General features: G+C 63.2%; 16 protein-coding genes and 1 tRNA gene. 2 read left to right on the top strand and 15 right to left on the bottom strand.

The window, feature by feature from the left end:
* Positions 1 to 145: 145 nt before the first annotated feature.
* Positions 146 to 724: an ADP compounds hydrolase NudE gene (nudE, locus tag FFS12_RS08040; protein ID WP_137886371.1), complete on the top strand. Its 579-nt coding sequence runs from the start codon at positions 146 to 148 to the stop codon at positions 722 to 724.
* Entirely contained in the window at positions 721 to 1,557 is an 837-nt protein-coding gene (gene cysQ / locus FFS12_RS08035) for a 3'(2'),5'-bisphosphate nucleotidase CysQ (protein WP_137886370.1), read from the top strand. Before nudE ends, cysQ begins: the two co-directional genes overlap by 4 nt.
* A gap of 86 nt (positions 1,558 to 1,643) precedes the next feature.
* On the opposite strand, the gene FFS12_RS08030 is transcribed toward cysQ, so the two are convergent.
* From FFS12_RS08030 to FFS12_RS07960, 15 genes are all read right to left on the bottom strand, one after another.
* The gene (locus FFS12_RS08030) at positions 1,644 to 3,551 is read right to left on the bottom strand and encodes a beta-ketoacyl synthase (RefSeq protein ID WP_137886369.1); all 1,908 of its coding nucleotides are present in this window, start codon (positions 3,549 to 3,551) and stop codon (positions 1,644 to 1,646) included.
* A gap of 580 nt (positions 3,552 to 4,131) precedes the next feature.
* Positions 4,132 to 5,541, bottom strand: a complete 1,410-nt coding sequence (locus FFS12_RS08025; protein ID WP_137886368.1) for a sigma-54 dependent transcriptional regulator — start codon at positions 5,539 to 5,541, stop codon at positions 4,132 to 4,134.
* A complete protein-coding gene (locus FFS12_RS08020) occupies positions 5,538 to 7,346 on the bottom strand; it encodes an ATP-binding protein (RefSeq protein WP_137886367.1) in 1,809 nt (602 codons plus the stop codon). The genes FFS12_RS08025 and FFS12_RS08020 overlap by 4 nt, the downstream gene beginning before the upstream one ends.
* A 377-nt stretch (positions 7,347 to 7,723) precedes the next feature.
* A tRNA-Thr gene (locus FFS12_RS08015) sits at positions 7,724 to 7,799 on the bottom strand.
* 270 nt (positions 7,800 to 8,069) lie between these two features.
* Positions 8,070 to 9,311, bottom strand: a complete 1,242-nt coding sequence (locus tag FFS12_RS08010; protein WP_137886366.1) for a methyltransferase — start codon at positions 9,309 to 9,311, stop codon at positions 8,070 to 8,072.
* Between the two features lie 96 nt (positions 9,312 to 9,407).
* The gene (locus FFS12_RS08005) at positions 9,408 to 10,097 is read right to left on the bottom strand and encodes an ABC transporter permease (RefSeq protein WP_137886365.1); all 690 of its coding nucleotides are present in this window, start codon (positions 10,095 to 10,097) and stop codon (positions 9,408 to 9,410) included.
* Entirely contained in the window at positions 10,094 to 10,789 is a 696-nt protein-coding gene (locus tag FFS12_RS08000; protein WP_137886364.1) for an ABC transporter permease, read from the bottom strand. The genes FFS12_RS08005 and FFS12_RS08000 overlap by 4 nt, the downstream gene beginning before the upstream one ends.
* Before the next feature lie 56 nt (positions 10,790 to 10,845).
* Positions 10,846 to 11,598 (bottom strand): ABC transporter substrate-binding protein, encoded by a 753-nt coding sequence (locus FFS12_RS07995; RefSeq protein ID WP_137886363.1) that lies wholly within the window; start codon positions 11,596 to 11,598, stop codon positions 10,846 to 10,848.
* 17 nt (positions 11,599 to 11,615) lie between these two features.
* Positions 11,616 to 12,389, bottom strand: a complete 774-nt coding sequence (locus FFS12_RS07990; RefSeq protein WP_137886362.1) for an ABC transporter ATP-binding protein — start codon at positions 12,387 to 12,389, stop codon at positions 11,616 to 11,618.
* A gap of 389 nt (positions 12,390 to 12,778) precedes the next feature.
* The gene (locus FFS12_RS07985; RefSeq protein WP_137886361.1) at positions 12,779 to 13,507 is read right to left on the bottom strand and encodes a M48 family metallopeptidase; all 729 of its coding nucleotides are present in this window, start codon (positions 13,505 to 13,507) and stop codon (positions 12,779 to 12,781) included.
* Complete coding sequence (locus FFS12_RS07980; RefSeq protein WP_137886360.1) at positions 13,507 to 16,797, bottom strand: type I restriction endonuclease subunit R; 3,291 nt, start codon at positions 16,795 to 16,797, stop codon at positions 13,507 to 13,509. The genes FFS12_RS07985 and FFS12_RS07980 overlap by 1 nt, the downstream gene beginning before the upstream one ends.
* Positions 16,794 to 17,306 (bottom strand): hypothetical protein, encoded by a 513-nt coding sequence (locus tag FFS12_RS07975; RefSeq protein WP_137886359.1) that lies wholly within the window; start codon positions 17,304 to 17,306, stop codon positions 16,794 to 16,796. Before FFS12_RS07975 ends, FFS12_RS07980 begins: the two co-directional genes overlap by 4 nt.
* A 93-nt stretch (positions 17,307 to 17,399) precedes the next feature.
* On the bottom strand, positions 17,400 to 17,759 hold the full coding sequence (locus FFS12_RS07970) for a type II toxin-antitoxin system HigA family antitoxin (protein ID WP_137886358.1): 360 nt from the start codon (positions 17,757 to 17,759) through the stop codon (positions 17,400 to 17,402).
* Entirely contained in the window at positions 17,759 to 18,061 is a 303-nt protein-coding gene (locus tag FFS12_RS07965; RefSeq protein ID WP_137886357.1) for a type II toxin-antitoxin system HigB family toxin, read from the bottom strand. The genes FFS12_RS07970 and FFS12_RS07965 overlap by 1 nt, the downstream gene beginning before the upstream one ends.
* A gap of 183 nt (positions 18,062 to 18,244) precedes the next feature.
* Positions 18,245 to 18,964, bottom strand: a complete 720-nt coding sequence (locus tag FFS12_RS07960; RefSeq protein ID WP_137886356.1) for a hypothetical protein — start codon at positions 18,962 to 18,964, stop codon at positions 18,245 to 18,247.
* Between the last annotated feature and the right edge of the window lie 14 nt (positions 18,965 to 18,978).

Below are 18,978 nucleotides of genomic sequence, written 5' to 3'. Positions count from 1 at the left end.
GTGGCTTCTTGTGCGGTTCTGATGGCGGATTGCTTGCGAGTGGCGCGATTGAGCTGGCAACGGTCGCCTAGGCGAAATCTGTCACGGCGATAATCGCAACGGTCGCGGTATGATAACCCGCCAGGTCACGCCAAGGAGCCGTCCCATGCGTCAGAAACCCACCGTACTCGCCCGCGAGATAGTCGCCAGCAGTCGCCTGTTTCGCGTCGAAGAGCTGCAGTTGCGCTTCGCCAATGGCGTCGAGCGCACCTACGAGCGGTTGGTGGGCAAGGGTGCGGGTTACGGCGCGGTGATGATAGTGGCGCTGGTGGATGCCGAGCATGTGTTGCTGGTGGAGGAATACTGCGCCGGCACCGACGATTACCAGCTGTCCCTGCCCAAGGGCCTGATCGAGCCGGGCGAGGACGTCCTGGCCGCCGCCAACCGTGAGCTCAAGGAAGAGGCGGGGTTTGGCGCGCGGCGGTTGGAGCTGCTGACCGAGCTGTCGCTATCGCCGGGTTATATGAGTCAGAAAATTCAGGTGGTGCTGGCCCGCGATCTGTACCCGGAAAGCCTGCCGGGCGATGAGCCGGAACCGCTGGGCGTGGAGCGGGTCAACCTGCGGGAAATCTCCAGCCTGGTGCAGCACCCGCAATTCAGCGAAGGCCGGGCGTTGGCCGCGTTGTACCTGGCGCGTGACCTGTTGACCCAGCGCGGGGACTTCATGCCGGGAGAGCAACCATGAGCGCCGCACACCTCGGCCACCCCTATCTAGCGCCCGTCATCGAGCTGGCCCGGCGGGCGGGTGAGGCCATCCTGCCGCATTGGCGTTCGGGCGTGGCGGTCACGGCCAAGGCCGATGCCTCGCCGGTCACCGCCGCCGATCTGGCCGCCCATCACGTGCTGGTCGCCGGGCTGACGGCGCTCGAGCCGAGCATTCCGGTGTTGTCCGAGGAGGCGGCGGATATTCCCCTGAGCGAGCGCGGGCAGTGGACGCGTTGGTGGCTGGTCGATCCGCTGGATGGCACCAAGGAATTTATCCGCGGCAGCGAGGAGTTCACCGTCAATGTGGCGCTGATCGAGCACGGTCGTGTGCTGTTTGGCGTGGTCGGCATGCCCACCACCGGTCGCTACTATTACGGCGGTGCCGGCCTGGGGGCTTGGCGCGCGGAGGCGGACGGCGAGGTCGCCGCGGTCGCGGTGCGGACTGCGCCGAGCGAGGCGTTCACCCTGGTTGCCAGCCGCCGGCATTCCAGCCCGGCGCAGGAGCGTTTACTGGCCGGTTTGAGCGAGCGCTTCGGTGATGTGCAACTGGCCAGTGTCGGCAGTTCGTTGAAGTTCTGCCTGCTCGCCGAAGGCGCGGCGGATTGTTATCCGCGCTTGGCGCCCACCTCGCAGTGGGATACCGCGGCGGCGCAAGGCGTGCTCGAAGGCGCCGGCGGCGAGGTGCTGGATCTCAAGGGCATGCCCTTGACCTACGAGGCGCGGGAGTCCTTCCTCAATCCGTCCTTCCTGGCCCTGCCGGCGGCTGCCGAATGGCGCGCCGAATTGCTGCAGCTGGCCCGCGCCCTGGACTAGCCGCTCAACGCTTCACGCATCCCGTAGGAGCGGGCAACGCCCAAGCTTCGCGGGCATGGCCCGCTCCTACACGGAGGTGCTGCGCTTCAGTCGAGCATATCCAGATAGCGCCGATCTTTCTTGAAGATCAGCGGCTGGGCAAAGCCGGGCACGGTAATACTTTCAGGCGTTATCTCGATGGCCTTATCGTCGATCTGATCCTGGCCAAAGTTGTAAATGATATCGAGCTGCCCCTTCAGCGCCTGCTGGTCATAGCGCTGCGCCGCCGCGCGGGTGTTCTCGCGGCGCTCGCAGTAGGCGGCGAAGGCGGCCTGGCCATAACGCTTGCGCAGCATCTTGTTGACCACGTGCGGCGCCAGCACTACGCCGCTGGCATTGTTGCCGCCAAAGCCTTTGGAGTTGATCACGCACACCTCCAGGTGGCTTTCTCCGACCCGCCGATCCTCGGTGGCAATCTGCAGGTGCTGCTGGTGCACGTCATGGGCCACCGCATCGATGGTCTTGATGCCGGGAATGATGCCGTACTTGAACGAGCCCAGGGCAGAGATCAACTGGTCGCCACTGGCGGTGGCCAGCGAGTGGCCGACAAAGGCCTTCACCGCAGTCACCGGCCAGTGCTCGATGCCGAACGTGCTGGCGATGCGGTCCAGCAGTTCTGACTCGGTCACCCGGTTAGCCGGGGTACTGGAGCCGTGCGCATGAACGAAGCTGCGCTGCTGCACTGCTTCCAGCCCGACCAACTGCACGGCACTGGCGACGGCTTTGGCGACGGTCAGGTAATTGCCCGGGCCGGGGGCAGAAATGGACTTCTTGAAGCCGTCGGCGTTGATGAACACATCCGGCACGGCGCCATGAATGTCGGCGCCGAGTTCGAGCGCCAGGGCATCATCCATCAGCACCACGAACTGGCTGGATTCGGCCAGGGTAAAGCCGCAGTTCTCGCCGAACGGCCGGCTGGCACGGCGGAAGTCGACGTCGTCGCGGCCTTCGATGTGGCGCAGACCGTCTTCGGTGGCCAGGGCGCCCATGGCGCCATAGCCATCGATACACTCCTGGTTGATCGGCGCCTCGCTGTTGCCGACTATGGCCACCCGCGTGCGTCCCGAGCCAATCAGATCGACCGCTTTTTGCAGGTTATAGAGGAAGGTCGCGCAAGCGCCGGTGATGCTGCCGGTGGTGCCGACACTGCCCAGCACATAGGCGTTGATGAAGTCGGCGGGCATGCTGTTCAGGCCCAGTGCCAGCTGCTTGGCGGTGACCCGGCCGCCTTTGAGGCGCGATTGCATCAGGCCGCCGAAGCCGTTTTCATCCAGCTGGCTCATGATGCTGCCGGCGAACACGGCGATTTCATCCGGCTCGACCCGATCGACAATGGACTTCCAGGCCAGGCCGGTGGAGCGCAGGGCGTCGGTCACGCCGACAATGGTCATTTGCAGCCCGCGCGGATGAAAGCGTGAGTTATACAGTTCGCCCGGCTCGAACCCGGTCGGTAACTGCCCGGCCGACTTCACCGGCAAGGCGCGATAGCTATCGACCTTGAAGTCACAGCTGTCGTGCAGGGTCACGCGAACATCGAGTGCGTCAATCGGCTCAACCGACCAATTGGCCGGAATCGGTTCGGGCAGTTGCTTGCGCGGGGTGGTGAAGCTCAGCTGGTTGCCGGCCGTACCGTAGACCGTGATGGATTTCTGCCAATGGGCGGCATCCACGTCGAGGTGCTGCTTTTCAATGCGTCGAACCAGGGTCGAGGCGAGGATTTGCTCGGCTAACTGCGCCTCGATATCCGCCAGGGTCAGCGGCACACCCTCGAGCGAGAGGTAGTCGCCATCCACGACTTCCACCAGCTTCATCATCACCGCCAACCCGGCCAAGGTTTCCTGGCGGGCCTGGACATCCATCGACTCGATCACGGTGCGGCGGAAGCCATGGTGAAAGGAGCTGCGGCCCGCGGCGTTATAACCACCGAAACCAACAATCACAGGTAAGCGAGACATCACTCAAAAACTCCTTCAAATAGAAAATCTATAACAAGCTCAGATGAGGCTGCGGACGCTTGTCGATAGTCGGCTGGTTAACCTGAATTGCGCCGGACCCCGTTTGTGGCATTGCATTAAGGGGGGCGTTCGAATGATCGAGATGTCTATGCTGACGAGAGCAGTGACTTGTGAGTCACTGTTGCGGCCAAGGTCGCGCTGCGTCAAGACCACTACAGAGGCTAGGGTTTTTTCTCGACGGGCGGGAAGGCGGAGTCCCGCTGTCGGTCGCACCCCTTACGCAGGCAGCGCGAGCGTTCAGGTCGGGGGAGAGGGGTAATGCCGTGGTAGGTTGGCGCATCGCGCTTGGCGGCCCGACCTTGCAGGCCGGTTGAGGGCTGCCTCTTAGAGCCTGTTCAGGATCTATTTGAGCAACAGACTGTAGGCTGGGTAGAGCTGGGTTTCATGAGGTGCATCCATGCACCTCACCCTGCGGGCAGCTAAAGCTGTGCAAAACGGCTTTCCTGCCGTTTTGTCGCCGCGCTCTACCCAGCCTACGGATAGCCTTGCCTGAGCCAAGAGGGCGGCGCGATCTGGTCATTCAATCCAGCTCTTCTGTGGCAGGGCCGCCAGCGTCGGTGAAGTTCAGGCCGTGCTTGCGCAGTTTGTCGTGCAGGGTCTTGCGCGGAACGCCCAGGGCTTCTGCCAGGCTGCGCAGCGAGCCGTGCGGGCGCGCCAGTTCGGCGGCAATCAAGGCGCGCTCGAAGGCCTCGACCTGTTCGCTCAAGCCGCCGCTTATGGCCGGCAGATTGGGCCGGTTGCCGTTCGGCGCCGGCTCCAGGTCCGAATCGAGACCCAGATCGAGACCCAGCGCGAAGCGTTCGGCGGTGTTCTGCAATTCACGCACATTTCCCGGCCAGGTATGCCGCAGCAGCAGGGCGCGTTGCCCGGGTTGCAGCCGGTGGGCCGGCAGGCCGTGGCGGGTGCTGGCGGCGTCGGCGAAGTGCTGGAACAGCAGCAAGGCATCCTCGGCGCGCTCGCGCAGCGCTGGAATACGCAGCGGGGCGACGTTCAGCCGGTAGTACAGGTCCGCGCGGAAGCGCCCTTGATCGGCCGCCTGGCGCAGATCCTCCTTGCTCGCGGCGATCACGCGGATATCCAAAGGAATCAGCTGATTGCCGCCGAGGCGCTCGACCACCCGCTCCTGCAACAGGCGCAACAGCTTGACCTGCACCTCCAGGCTCATGCTCTCGATTTCGTCGAGGAACAGGGTGCCGCCATTGGCGAATTCGAACTTGCCGATGCGGCGCTTTTGCGCACCGGTGAAGGCGCCGGGCTCGTGGCCGAACAGCTCGCTTTCCACCACCGATTCGGCCAGCGCGCCGGCGTTGATGGCGACGAAGGGGCCGCTGCGGCGGTTGGACAGATCATGCAGCGCACGGGCGACCACTTCCTTGCCGCTGCCGGTTTCGCCGAGGATCAGCACGTCGGTGTTGATCGCCGCGAGGGCGCCAATCTGTTCGCGTAAACGCAGGATCGCCGGCGATTGGCCGAGCAGCCGGGCGCTCAAGGCCTGACGATCGGCCAGCGCCAAGCGCAGGCTGCGGTTGTCCAGCACCAGGCGGCGTAGCGCCAGGGCGCGGCGCACGCTGTCGAGCAGATCGTCGCTGGGAAAGGGCTTTTCCAGAAAGTCGTAAGCCCCGCTGCGCATCGCCTGCACGGCCAGCGGCACGTCGCCGTGGCCGGTGATCAGCAGCACCGGCAGTTCGGCATCTTGCTCGTGCAATTGCTCGAGCAGTTGCAGGCCATCGAGGCCCGGCATGCGGATATCGCTGACCACCACTCCCGGCCAGTCGCGCTCGATGCGTTGGGCCAGACCTTGCGCATCGGCCAGGGCGAGCACCTTGAGCCCGGCCAGGTCGAGGGTCTGGCCGAGCGCCTGGCGCAGGTGCGGGTCGTCGTCGATCAGCAGAATCTGGGTGCGGCTGTCGATGGCGTTGTCCGTACTCATGCAGAGTGATCCTCAGAAGGCTGGAGGTTGACGCCCGGCGCGGCGGCACGCAGGCATAGGGTCAGCAGGGCACCGCCTTCGGCGTGGTTGGCCAGCAGCAGCTCACCGCCGAGGGCGCGCATCAGGGTATCGCAAATCGCCAGGCCCAGGCCGAGGCCTTGGGCGCTGGTCTTGGTGGTGAAGAACGGTTCGCGGGCACGGCTCAAGGCTTCGGCGGAGAAGCCCGGGCCGTTGTCGCGCAGGGTCAGTTGGATACCATCGGCGGTCTGTGCGGCGCTCAGCCAGATGCGCCGTGGCGGGGCCTTTTCGCTCAGCGCATCGAGGGCGTTCGCCAGCAGATTACCGAGCACCTGGCGCAGCCGCGTTTCGCCGGCCTGGACCCAGAGCGTGGCATCCGGCAGGTCGCGGATCAGTTCCACTTCCATCGCCCGCCGGCGCTTGGCCAGCAGTGCCAGGGCGTCATCCAGGGCCGGCTGCAGGGCCACGCTTTCCGGGGCATGCCGGTCGCGGCGGGCGAAGGCGCGCAAGTGCGCAATGATCGAGGCCATGCGTGTGGTTAGTTCGCCGATCAGTTTGAGGTTGCCGCGCGCCTCGTCGGTGCGCTGGTGGTCGAGCAACACCCCAGCGTTTTCCGCATAACTGCGGATGGCCGCCAGTGGCTGATTCAGTTCGTGGCTGATGCTCGCCGACATGGTGCCGAGGGCGGACAGTTTGCCGGCCTGTACCAGTTCGTCCTGGGCCTGCAGCAGTTCCTGCTGAGCGTGCTCGCGCTCCAGCACTTCATCCTTCAAGCGGCTGTTCAGCGCCTCGAGATCGCGGGTGCGCTCCAGCACGCGGATTTCCAGCTCGCGGCGGGCGCGGGCGTCCAGGGCGATGCGCTCGAGGTAATGCCGACGGCGCTGCAGCAACAGGCCGAGCAGCAGGATCAGCACCAGCAGGGTGGCCGCGCCTATGGCCACGGCGGTCCGCACCGGGCGGGCGACCTGCGCGCTGGGTGCGAGGATGCTGACGGTCCAGCCGGTCTCTGGCAACGCGCGGCTCTGGGTGATCCAGGCCGTCTCGTCGAGAGCCAGCGGGCTCGGTGCCTGGCTCGGATAGGGCTGGTTAATGGCGATGGCCGCGCGCTCGGCCGCATCCAGCGGGCGGCTAGCGCGAAAACGCCAGTCCGGGCGCGAGGTGAGGATCACCACGCCGTTGCCGTCGGTCACCAGCAACTGCTCGGGGGTGTTGCCCCACAGCGTTTCGATATCGTCCAGGTCGACCTTGACCACCAGCACGCCGAGGGTCTGCTCGCCGTCCTGCACCGCGGCGGCGAAGAAGTAGCCGCGCTTGCCGGAGGTGGTGCCGAGACCGAAGAAGCGTCCCAGCCGCCCGGCGATGGCCTCGCGGAAATACGGGCGGAAGGCGAAGTTGCGGCCGACGAAGCTATCGGCCTGATCCCAGTTGGACGCGGCCAGGGTCTTGCCGCTGGGGTCCATCAGGTAGATCACGTCGGCGCCGGTCTGCTCGCGCATCCGTTTCAGCAAACGGTTGGCGCCGTTCAGCGCGGCGGGCTCTTGCGGCTGGAGCAGCATGCCGCGCAGGGCGGGCAGGTCGCCGAGAATCTGCGGCAGCACCTCGAAGCGGTGCAGGGTGCCGAGCAGGTTGGCGGCGTAGAGGTCGAGGGTCTGACGGTTTTGTTCGAGCAGTTCGCTGCTGTAGTAACGCTCGGCCAGTTGTTGCACTGGCCAGAGCAAGGGCGTCAGCAGCAGGGCCAGCAGCAGCAAGCTGCGCCAGCGCGGGCGATGGGGAGAGGATCGAGTCATAGTGCAAGGCGCCTGTGGGTCAGGTGCATTATGCACGTTCAGTGTTTAGCGGGGGTTGGTAAGCAGTCGAGCAGCGCGGCCGCTTGAACGCCCAGCGCGTCTTGTGGAGGACCGTTTACCCAGTGCCGAAAGGTGTTTTTACGGTAGTCGCGATACTGCGTTCCTTGGTCAAGCGGCTCGGCTAGGGCAGCCGATTCCAGTATCGATCTGCCGAGAGGCTAATCGCCGCCACCAGTAGCGTGGTCCTTATGGCCAGAGCCGCGGGTGCAGGGCTCAACGACGCGAGAAGCCGTGACCAAAGCTGTGACTAAATTGCCTTGGATTACCCAGAAACGAAAAAGGCCCACCGCGAGGTGAGCCTAAGTCGTTGTTTTGTATGGTGCCGGCACCAAGAATCGAACTCGGGACCTACTGATTACAAGTCAGTTGCTCTACCAGCTGAGCTATACCGGCATTTCAGGGCCGCCATTATATCCATTAGTTCGCGCGAGTAAAGGCCCTGCGCAGAGCAGTTTGAGCAGGGCTTTGGCATCAGCAGCAAAAGGTTTATGCACAATGGGGAGGTGTGTAGGACGGGCGTGCTCAAATTTTGTGCGGTACTTCTCGGTTATTCGTAACTATATGGTTTTATTGCATTTTTACTTCTGGTTAAAAAATCATCAACTGCCGCTGAGCCTTGCTGTGCCGGCTTTGTGTGGGATTGCCCAGAAACTATCAACACAGTTATCCACAGTTTGTGTGGGCAACTTGATTGCGTTCGGCGAGCAGCATGAGGTTGCGTGGGGTGAGTTGGCTGGGGCAAAAGCTGCCTAGCTGCACCTGGTAGCCCTGCTGCTCCAGGTAGAGGGCGCGATCCAGTAGCAGCCAGAGTTCCAGTGGGCGGCGAAACAGGCCTCGAACCAATTCGAGATTGCGCACCGCGGCCAGGCGCTGCCAGCCGTGGGCCTCCAATTGTAGCCAGTCGCGCGGAGTGGGGGTTGCCAGGTTCTTCAGTGCGGCCAAATCGGTGCAGTAAGTGGCGAACTCTTTGTTCAGCCAGGCTGGGGGCAGTGAGAGCGTGGGCAGGTAGTCGTCGGCCCCGCGCAGCTCGCGTTGCAACAGGTCGAAGGCTAGACGGCGCGCCATTGAGCTGTCGCGTTGGCGGCGCACACGTGCGCCAGCGGTGACGGTTTCGCTGAGGGGCAGAGCGAGGTCGTCCACTGACAGCGCGAGGGTTGAAGCCTGGGCAGCCGCTGAGAGCGGTTGATAGCTGAGCGTGCTGATCCGGTTGTAGCAGCAGGGTGCGATGGCCAGTTGCGCGCAACCGGCGGCGCTGGCCAGTTGGATGAGGCGGACATGCAGGTCGCCGCAGGCATGCAGGGCTACGGGGGTGTGCACGGCGCTCAGTTGTGTCCCGGCATCGATGGCCAGCACATCCTGCTGCAGGTGCTGGGTCTGCAGGCCGCGGCGCTGGCTCAGGTGCTGGCCGGCTTGTACTAGCGCCGGGTTGTATTCCAGGCAGGTGAGGGCGTTACCGTCATGGGCCAGCAGGTGGCCGAGGTGGCCTTTGCCTGCGCACCAATCGAGCCAGTGCTGCGGTTGCTGGCGAAACTGCAGGCGGCTGGCAAAGGCTTGGATTTGCTCCCACTTACGTCCCGGTACATCCACGGCAAAACGTGCGGGCAGCTTCGCCAGAACCTTATGCGGCAGGTCGCCAATGGCGCTGAGTGCGGCGGATTGTGCGGCCAACTCGGGAAAGGGTGGCGGCGCCTGGAGTCGCTCGGGCTGGTTGTGCGCGGCCTCGGCGTCGGCCAGGGAGCGGTGTCGTAGCCAGGTCGCCAGTTGTGGATGCTGGGCTTCCCACGGCAAATCTAGATGGGTGAAGGGTCTGGGGCGCCAGAGATATTGATGGGCCAGCAGAAAGCTATCCAGTGCCTGGAAGCGCTCTAGCAGTTGGGGGCCATGGAGTGGGATAGGGTTAGGCACTGGGCTTTGTAGCTGTGAAAACGGCTGCCGATTATAGCGCTGGCGTCGGTGATTCCTGACCGCCCCTCTCTCGCGGGAGAGAGGGGCGGTCAGGGTTTAACGAGCCTGGGTAGCGTCGACCCGCAGCCAGCGTTCCAGCAGCTTGAAGCCTCTGACCAGCAGGAAGGCGATCAGCAGGTAGAACATCCCAGCGGCGAAGAAGATCTCCACCGGCAGGTAGGTGCGGGCGATGATGGTGCGGGCCATGCCGGTCAGTTCCAGCAGGGTGATGGTGCTGGCCAGGGCGCTGGCCTTGAGCATCAGTATCACCTCATTGCTGTAGGCCGGTAGGCCGATACGCGCGGCCCGGGGCAGGATGATGTAGAACATCGCCTGCCAGCGCGCCATGCCCAGCGCCCGTGCGGCTTCCACCTCGCCCGGTGGCACGGCCTGAATCGCGCCGCGCAGAATTTCGGCGATATAGGCGGCGGTGTGCATGGTCATGGTCAGGATCGCGCACCAGTACGGGTCGCGCAGGTAAGGCCAGAGCGGGCCCTGGCGAATCGATTCGAACTGCGCCACGCCGTAATACACCAGAAACAGCTGCACCAGCAGCGGTGTGCCGCGGAAGAAAAAGATATAGCCGTAAGGCACGGCGCGCACATACCAGTGGCGCGAGGCGCGGGCGATACCCATGGGCAGGGCGAGAATCAGGCCGGCGGCCACCGCAATGGCGACCAGCTCGAGAGTCAGGGCCGCGCCATCCAGTAGGCGAGGCAGGTGTTTGAGGATGACTTCCCAGTTCATGACGCGCTCCGGGTAAAGCCGCGGCCGGCGCGCTTCTCAAGAAAGTGCATGCCGATCATGGCGATGATCGTCAGGCCGAGGTAGATAAAGGCGGCGACCAGGAAAAAGGTAAAGGGCTCCTTGCTCGCGGTCACGGCGATCTGCGAGCGGCGCATCAACTCTTCCAAGCCGATCACCGAAACCAGGGCGGTGTCCTTCATCAGGATCATAAACAGGTTGCCCAGGCCGGGCAGGGCGATGCGCCACATCTGCGGCAGGATGATCCGCCAGAAGATCCGCGGTTTGGACATGCCCAGCGCTTGCCCCGCTTCGCGGTGGCCGCGAGGGATGGCCAGGATGGCGCCGCGGAATACCTCGGTGGCGTAGGCACCAAAACACAGGCCGAGGGCGATGGTGCCGGCGGCAAAGGCCTTCAGTTCCAGTTCCGGGTAGCCGATTACCTCGCCGAGGCTGCGCATCAGGTTGACGGTGCCGAAATAGATCAGCAGTACCCAGAGCAGTTCGGGAATGCCGCGCACCAGGGTCGAATAAGTGCCGCCGAGCCATTGCAACGGCTTTTGTGGGGAAGTCTTGGCGAGCGCGCCGAGCAGGCCGAGCACCAGCCCCACCGAGAGCGCCGAAAGCGCCAGCTTGATGGTCATCAGGGTGCCGGCGGCTAGGGCCGGGCCGAATCCGTAGAGATCGAGGGTCATGAGAGACTACTACTAAGGAGCGGCGCCGCCCGGATGGGCGCCGCCGCTCAGGCGGGTCAGTAGATGCTGAACGGGAAGTATTTGTCGTTGATCTTCTTGTAGGTACCGTCGGCGACGATTTCCTTCAGCGCGGTATTCAGTTTCTCGCGCAGCGGGTCGCCTTTGCGCACGGCGATACCGATCTTGTCGTTGTCGAACACCGGTTCGCCTTTGAATTCGAAGCCTTTGCCGGCGTCGCTCTTCAGCCATTCCCAGTTGACGAACTTGTCGGCCAGCACGCCGTCGACGCGGCCCGAGGTCAGGTCGAGGTAGGCGTTTTCTTGGGTGTCGTAGAGCTTGATATCGATCACGTCGGCCAGGTTGTCTTCCAGCCAGGTGCCGGCGATGGTGGCGCGCTGGGCGCCGATCACCTTGCCTTTCAGGCTGGCCTTGTCGGTCTTGAAGTCACCGGCTTTCGGGGCGACGAACTGCAGCTTGTTGGTGTAGTAGGGCTCGGTGAAATCCACCGCCTGCTTGCGTTCATCGGTGATCGACATGGACGCGGCGAGGAAGTCGAACTTCTTGGCGTTCAGCGCCGGGATGATGCCGTCCCAGTCGGAGGTGACCACTTCGCACTCGGCCTTCATCTTGGCGCACAGGGCCTTGGCGATCTCGACGTCGAAGCCAACCACTTGGCCGCTGGCGTCGATCAGGTTGAAGGGCGGGTAGGCGCCTTCGGTGCCGATCTTCAGTTTGTCAGCGGCAACGGCGCCGGTGCCGAAAGCCAAAGTGGCAGCGGCGGCTAGCAGGATCTTCTTGTAGTTCTTCATGCGGTGTTGCTCCGTGATTAGCGATTGCTGGACATGAATTGTTTACAGCGCGCCGACTGCGGGTTGTCAAATACCTGCGCGGGCGACCCTTGCTCTTCCACCAGGCCCTGATGGAGGAAAACCACTTCACTGGAAACCTGGCGGGCGAAGTTCATCTCATGGGTGACCAGCAGCATAGTGCGACCTTCGTCGGCGAGCGCGCGGATCACGTTAAGCACTTCTTGTACCATCTCCGGGTCGAGGGCCGAAGTGGGCTCGTCGAACAGGATGACCTTGGGCTGCATGGCTAACGTGCGGGCGATGGCGGCACGCTGCTGCTGGCCGCCGGACAGTTGGGCCGGGTAGACGTGACGTTTGTCGGCGATGCCGACCTTGGCCAGCAGCGCCTCGGCCACCTCGGTGGCTTCGGCTTTGCTCTGGCCGAGCACGCGGCGCGGTGCCTCGATGATGTTGTCGAGCACGCTCATATGCGGCCATAGATTGAAGTTCTGGAAGACAAAGCCGATCTGGCTACGCAGGCGATTGATCTGCTTGTTATCGGCGGCGACCAATTCGCCGTTCTTGCGCGGCTTCAGCTTGAGTTCTTCGCCGGCCACCAGGATCTGGCCCTGGTGCGGGTTTTCCAGCAGGTTGATGCAGCGCAGGAAGGTGGACTTGCCGGAACCGGAAGAGCCGAGGATCGAGATCACATCGCCGTCGTGGGCGGTGAGGGAAATGCCCTTGAGCACCTCAAGGTCGCCGTAGCGTTTGTGCAGATTGCGAATTTCCAGCGCGGGCGTGGCCTCGGCCATGGGGTGTCCTCTTTCTTATTCGAATGCGCTCAGGCTTTAGGGTGGCCTTCCTGGCGAGGCGCCAAGCTAGCATAGCGCTTAGATGGGCGCCAAGCAGGCGAACACGGGTAAATGGGGCACGATGGCGAGGTTGTCGCATCGCTACAGCTGCCTGTCGCGCAGACACAATATTGTTTGATGATGGTGCGCGTGCGCTACAAAGCCTGTTGATTCGCTCTGGTATCTGTCGGCTGGTGTAGAGCGAAGCGAAACCCGGCAGGTGGACATTCAATGCAGCCCCGCAAAGGATTATCTCTGCTCTGATAAGGGTGGGGCAGATAAGCGACTTTGGGTCAGGTGGTCTGGGCTGATCGCTGGCGAACCGCCTCCTGCAACGCAGTCTTCAGCTATTACCCCACATCGTTCAGGTATAACTCCACCATGGCGTCCAGGCGTTCCTTGATCGGCTGCCAGTCCGGCATCACCTGCCCGAGCAGGCGCCAGAACGCCTCGGAGTGGTTGTGCTCGGCCAGGTGGCAAAGCTCGTGCAGCAGCACATAGTCGATGCACTCCGGCGGGGCTTTGACCAGGTGCGGGTTGAGCGTCAGGGTGCCGGAATGTGAGCAACTGCCCCACTGCGTCTGCATGGTCAGCAGGCGCAGCGGTGGCTGGTTTTTGAGCCAGGGAGTCTGCGCCAGCAGGTTGGCCAGGCGTCGGCTGAACTGCTCGCGGGCGCGCGCCTTGTACCAGTCGAATAACAGCTCACGGACCTTTTCGGCCTTGGCCTGGCGCAGGCTGATGCACAGCATGCCGCGCAGCAGCTTCACCTGCGGCGGTGCGCTAGCCTCCTCGATCACCTTCAACGGGTAACGCTTGCCCAGATAGAAATGGGTTTCGCCGCTGATGTACTGGCGCGGCCGCACGTCGGCCAGGCGCTCGCGGATCGGCTGCAACTGCTCCCAGATCCAGCGCGCACGCTTGTTGACCCCCGCGCTGATCTGTTCGGTGCTGGCATCTGCCGGCGCCAGCACCAGCACCTGGCCGTTCGGTTGCACCTTGATGGTCAGCTTGCGCCTACTGCCGCGCGCGGTGCGCAGTTCATAGCTGATCGGTTCGCTGCCGTAATGCAGGGTGGCCATCAGCGTTTATGCACGCCGCGGCGGACGATCTGCACCACCTGCTCGACCGTCGCCTGCACCTGATCCATGCCCAGGCCCAGCGCTTTGAGCGCCATGAAGTACAGCGGTAGCAGTTTCTGCCGCACTGCCGCCTCGATATTCAGCGGGTTGATGGAAAACTCCGCCACTGCGGTATTGACGATGCTATCGGTCTGCATGGCCAGCTCCACCCACTGCGTCGTATCGGCCTCGCTCGGTTGCACGCCATGCTCATCGAGCAGCAGTTTGAATGCGCCGAAATAGGACTGCACATGCGGGTTGCCGCGCACCGCGTCCGGCAGTTCGTCGAGCTGGCGCTGCTGCACCTGCTCCTCAAACTCCTTGAACAGCAGGAACTGCTTGAGCGGGTGATCGAACAGCGCATCGGCCTCGGCGATCACCTGGCGCAGCAGCTCGGAGAAGGCCTTCTGCGCGTAAGGGTCATCCAGCAGTTGCTCGATCTCCTTGGTTACGCGGGTCTGGATGATGTCCTTCTCGTTGCGGGCTTTCTCCTCGCTCCAGGCCTCCGGCTGATGCTTGCCCATCTCACCGACCAGGTAGGCGCCCTTGGACTCCTTCACGCCCACACCGACCACGTGCTTGTCCATCAGCTTCTTCACCTGCGCGGCGTACTCGTCGTAATCCACCGTATCGCCGGTGGCCTGCTTCAAGCGCTGGCGCAGGTTGGACAGTTGCTTGACGGTCTCCTTGTACTGCCGGCGGGTGGTCTCGCTGACGCTCTTGTCCTGGAAAAACGCCTGGGACTGCAGCGCAATCGCCAGGCAGGCGGCGAACTCGCTGAGCAACCCATAGAAGTCATCGCGGGCCTTCTGCCGGCTATCCACCTGCTCGCCGTTCATCTCCTGCAGCCGGGGCAGCAGTACCGCCAGCATCTGCTCGATGTCCTGGGTGTTCTTCACCTCGGCGAACATCGCCCACAGCTGCCGATACAGCCCCGGCAACTTCTTGTATTCGGTGCTCATCGGGCTGTAGAGCCCGGCGAGGTCTTCGATGCTGTAGCCGCCCTGGGTACGGGTGGCCAGGTCCTGATACTGGGCGATGGTGGTATCCAGCTCGCCGAGAATGCCGCGATAGTCGATCAGCAGGCCGTGCTTCTTCAGCGGGTGCAGGCGGTTGACCCGCGCGATGGCCTGGATCAGGTTGTGCTGCTTGAGGTTCTTGTCGATATACAGCACCGCGTTGCGCGGCTCATCGAAGCCGGTCAGCAACTGGTCGATGACGATCAACAGCTGTGGCCCATCCTCCTTGGCAAAGGCCTCGATCATGCGCTGCTTGTAGAGCGTGCCGTCTTCCTTGCCGACATGCTTGTCCCACCAGGCCTGCACCACCGACTTGCTGTTCTCGTCGCTGTCGGTGTTGCCCTCACGGCTGTCCGGGGCGGACATCACCAGCGCCGAGCTGACCTCGCCGATCTCATCCAGATAGCCCTTCAGGCGAATCGCCGAGACCCGGCTGTCACAGGCCACCTGGCCCTTCAGCCCATCCAGCACGCTCTTGCTGAAGTGCTCGCTGATGTCATGGGCGATCAGCTCCAGCCGCCCCTCGGCCTTGTACAGCTCGCCCTTCTTGGCGAATTTCTTCTTCAGGTCGGCCTGCTGCGCCTCGCTCAAGCCCTGGGTGTGGCGCTCGAACCAGCTGTCGATGGCGCGGTCGTTCACCTCCAGCTCCAGGCGCCGTTCCTCGTACAGCAGCGGCGTCACCGTGCCGTCTTCCACCGCGCGCTGCATGGTGTAGGCATGCACTATGGGGCCGAATTTGTTCTGGGTTTTCTCATCCTGCAGTAGCGGTGTACCGGTAAAGGCGACGAAGGCTGCGTTGGGCAGGGCCAGACGCATCTGCACATGGTTTTCGCCGCCCTGCGAGCGGTGGCCCTCGTCCACCAGTACGATGAAATCGGCGCTATCGTTGCGGCATTCCGGCAGCTTGGCCGCCGAATTGAATTTCTGGATCAGGCTGAACATCACCCGCGCCGTGCCCTTGCCGATCTGCTGCGCCAGATGCCGGCCGGACTGAGTCAGCGCCTCGTCCTGATCGCGTGTGGTCATTGCGCCACCGCTGGCGAAGGTCTTGCTCAGCTGCGCTTCCAGGTCGGTGCGGTCGGTGATCACCAGCACCCGGCAGTTCTGCAAATCCGGGTGGAAGATCAGCGCCTGGGTCAGCAACAGCATGGTGATCGATTTGCCCGAGCCGGTGGTGTGCCAGATCACCCCGCCCTGGCGCGCGCCTGTGGCGTCGCGCTGCTTGATCCGCTCGATCAGCGCGCGGATGCCGAACACCTGCTGGTAACGCGCGACAATCTTGCCGTGCTTGCTGTCGCTGAAGGTATAGAAGTGCACCAGCTCCAGCAGGCGATCCGGCCGGCACAGGCTGGCCAGCAACTTGTCCTGCTGGCTGGCAACCAGGCCGCCGCCCAGCCAGCTGCGGTACCAGGCCAGGCTGGCCGCCGGGCGGCTGGCGAAAATCGCCTGTTCCTGGTCGGCGTCCAGCGGGCGATTCTTCAATTCAGCGAACTCGACCTCGCTGATTTCCTCCTCACGCCAGGCCGCCCAGAACTTTTCCGTGGTGCCCACCGTGCCATAGCGCCCGCTGCTGCCGTCGATCACCAGCAGCAACTGGCTGAAGGTGAACAGCAGGGGGATTTCATCCGCGCGCTGGTTGCGCAGCATCTGCGAGATGCCTTGCTTGATCAGGTCCTTGCCGCTATTGGCATCCGGCCGCTTGGCCTCGATCACCACCAGCGGCAGGCCGTTCACATACAGCACGATATCCGGGATGCGCTGGCCGATGCCGCTGGCGCAGCCCACGCCCAGCTCCTCGGTCAGGTGAAAACTGTTATTGGCCGGGTTCTGCCAGTCGATCAACGGGATGGTCGGGTTGAGCTTGCTGCCGGCCACGAAGTCGCCGACGCTCACCCCATACAGCAACTGATCGGACAGGCGCTGGTTGGCCGCCTGCAAACCCTCGTTCAGCGGCGGATGGCTGATCTCGCCGACCAGCTTGCTCAGCGCCGCCTCGCTCAGGCCATGTTCCACGCCATTGCTGAAAAAGCGCCGCTTGCCCAGCTCGGCCCGCAGCACCGGGGCCAGCACCACGCGCTCCTTGCTGCCGCGCAGCTCTAGCGCCTCGCTCGGGCTCAGATAGCGAAACCCCAGGTTGGCCAACAGCGCCAGCGCGGGGATCTTGGCGCTGTACTCTTCTTGGAACTTGGGGTGCTGAAACGTGGGTTGTTCAACGGGCGTGGGAGTGGTCACAGGGTAAGTCCTTTTTCTGCCAGCCAGGTGCGGCCAGCCTCGGTCGTCCGATAAGCCTGTTGTGGGTGGTTGACTACTTCGGGGTACAGATATTCCAGGCGCCCGGTTTGTTCGCGTAGCGGATTCAAATGGCTGCTTTTCAAGGTTTTCATCTGCCGGCCCAACTGTTGCGCCAGTTGCTCGGCACTGTGCGGGCGAATGGCGCACAGCCACAGGATCAGCGGCCAGAGTGCGTCCCTGCGGGCCTTGGGTGACAGCGCCGCCAGCGCGTCGCGCAAGGCCATGGGGAGGTCACCCGTATTTGTGTCGAGGTCACCCGTATTTGTCCTGAGGTCACCCGTATTTGTCGCGAGCTCACCTGTATTTGCCTCAAGGCTGGCGAAGAATGTCAGGGCAGACGCATCGGCGAGCTGGTAGTAGGTCGACGGGCCGGCCCCGCCCTTTACCAGCAGGCGGCGCTGATGGTGCAGCCTTGGGTAGGTTCCTTCCTGAAATTTGGCGAGCTGCACGGATCTTCCTTCAATGGGTGGGGCACTGCTTTAAATCGGTGTTGAGCTTAATAGGGCGTCACTCGCAGGATTTCGCAACGGTCCGTCAGATTATCAGGCCGCGCCAGCCAGCAGGCTCTCATAGGGAATACGCAGGCCATCGTGCAGGCGTTTGATCATGGCCAGGCTCAGCTTGCGCTTGCGGTTCAACACTTCCGAAACGCGGCCACTGGAGCCAATAAAAGGCTCCAAATCACGAGGTACCAAGCCTTGCTGGTCCATGCGAAATTTGATCGCGTCGATGGGGTCGGAAGCCGGCAGCGGCTGGTGCTGCTCTTCGTACTTCTCAATCAACACGGCCAATATCTCCAGCTCATCGCCTGCTGGCGAACCCATTGGCGCCCCCCATAGCTGCTCCATACGGGCAAGCGCGTTGGCCAGGTCGTCGTCATTACGAATCGGTTTGATGTTCATCACACAGTCTCCGCGTCGATCAGGTCGTACTGGGCGTGAGTGCCGACAAAGCGAATGAACGCCAGTTGGCGCTCATAGTCGATGGCCAGAATGACCCGGTACTTGTTGCCGGCGATGTTGAACACCACCCGGCTGCCTTTCAGGATACTGGCCGTGCGCAGCTCAGCCTTGACGGCTTGCGGCGTGGGATAAACGGCTTTTTCCATATGCCGATACCATTCCACCAAAGGTGTCATGGCGTCCGAATAAGCCGGACTGCTTTCCCAGAAGGCCCGCAAGGTGCCTCGCGCAATCACTCGCACTGCTTAATTCTCCCATTTTGGGAGTGAGTCTATCCGGCAAACGTTCACCCGGCAAGCCGGCCGGCAGTGCAGGGCGGACTCGACAGCGCAGCGAACAGTCCGCCATTTTTGGCCAATGCGCAGTGGCGGCGTACTGCCCGGCGCGTAGTGGTGGATGGGTGAAGCGTCATCCACCCTACAGCCTCAGTGGCGGGTTTTGTTGGCTGGCGGTGGAGCGGCCGAGGTGGCTTCAGTGGCGGGGATGTTCAGTCCTGGGGCATCGGCAAAACGCTGTTGCATGCGTTCGCGGTAGCTGGCCCGTATATAGCTGCGGGCGGTTTGGTCGCTGACGCCCAGCCAGGTGGTCAGCCAGTAATGGCTCATTTCCTCTATGGGAACGAAGTAATCTTTGTGTACGCGGGTTTTGCGCAGGGTGTCGTTGACGTGCTCGTCGAAGGCGCTGCATTGGCCATGGCCGAAGGGTAGGTCGCCGAGGTCTTCGCACCAGTAGCAGAAGCTATCCAGCGCATGGTTGAGGTGGGTGTTGACGCTGTTGTCGTGGCGCTGCACAAAGCAGAATTCGCCGTGGGCCTGATGCAGGCGCTCAAGCATCGGGGGGATTTCTGTCTCGCTGAGAAAGCCGCCGTGCAGGGCCATCTCGATCATCTGGTTGAACCAGCGTTGGTGGAATTCTTCGAATAAATAGCGCCAGCCGCCCTCGGGCACATCGGTAAACACCATGCAGTAGCGGCTGCGCGCCTCCATGGCCAGCACGCAGGGTATGCCGTTGATCGCTACCGCGCTCAGGTGCCAGTGCAGCGCATCTTCCGGCACGGGCGTGTCGGCGGCGGGCCGCGCTATCGGCTGCTGCGGCGGGTCGGCCAGCAGGCGGGCGGCGTCTTTCGAGCAGTTGAAGATCAGCATGGGGGATGGGCCTC

The sequence above is a fragment of the Pseudomonas sp. 2FE genome, from assembly GCF_005503735.1.
Lineage (GTDB): Bacteria > Pseudomonadota > Gammaproteobacteria > Pseudomonadales > Pseudomonadaceae > Aquipseudomonas.
This window is presented reverse-complemented; position numbering and strand designations above follow the sequence as displayed.

Bases quoted from the DNA above. Each gene is read 5' to 3' on its own strand.
- FFS12_RS08005 (WP_137886365.1), bottom strand. From the start codon at position 10,097: ATGAACTGGGAAGTCATCCTCAAACACCTGCCTCGCCTACTGGATGGC.
- FFS12_RS07990 (WP_137886362.1), bottom strand. From the start codon at position 12,389: ATGGCCGAGGCCACGCCCGCGCTGGAAATTCGCAATCTGCACAAACGC.
- FFS12_RS08030 (WP_137886369.1), bottom strand. From the start codon at position 3,551: ATGTCTCGCTTACCTGTGATTGTTGGTTTCGGTGGTTATAACGCCGCG.
- FFS12_RS07970 (WP_137886358.1), bottom strand. From the start codon at position 17,759: ATGAACATCAAACCGATTCGTAATGACGACGACCTGGCCAACGCGCTT.
- cysQ (WP_137886370.1), top strand. From the start codon at position 721: ATGAGCGCCGCACACCTCGGCCACCCCTATCTAGCGCCCGTCATCGAG.
- FFS12_RS07985 (WP_137886361.1), bottom strand. From the start codon at position 13,507: ATGGCCACCCTGCATTACGGCAGCGAACCGATCAGCTATGAACTGCGC.
- FFS12_RS08025 (WP_137886368.1), bottom strand. From the start codon at position 5,541: ATGAGTACGGACAACGCCATCGACAGCCGCACCCAGATTCTGCTGATC.
- FFS12_RS08000 (WP_137886364.1), bottom strand. From the start codon at position 10,789: ATGACCCTCGATCTCTACGGATTCGGCCCGGCCCTAGCCGCCGGCACC.
- FFS12_RS07960 (WP_137886356.1), bottom strand. From the start codon at position 18,964: ATGCTGATCTTCAACTGCTCGAAAGACGCCGCCCGCCTGCTGGCCGAC.
- nudE (WP_137886371.1), top strand. From the start codon at position 146: ATGCGTCAGAAACCCACCGTACTCGCCCGCGAGATAGTCGCCAGCAGT.
- FFS12_RS08020 (WP_137886367.1), bottom strand. From the start codon at position 7,346: ATGACTCGATCCTCTCCCCATCGCCCGCGCTGGCGCAGCTTGCTGCTG.
- FFS12_RS07995 (WP_137886363.1), bottom strand. From the start codon at position 11,598: ATGAAGAACTACAAGAAGATCCTGCTAGCCGCCGCTGCCACTTTGGCT.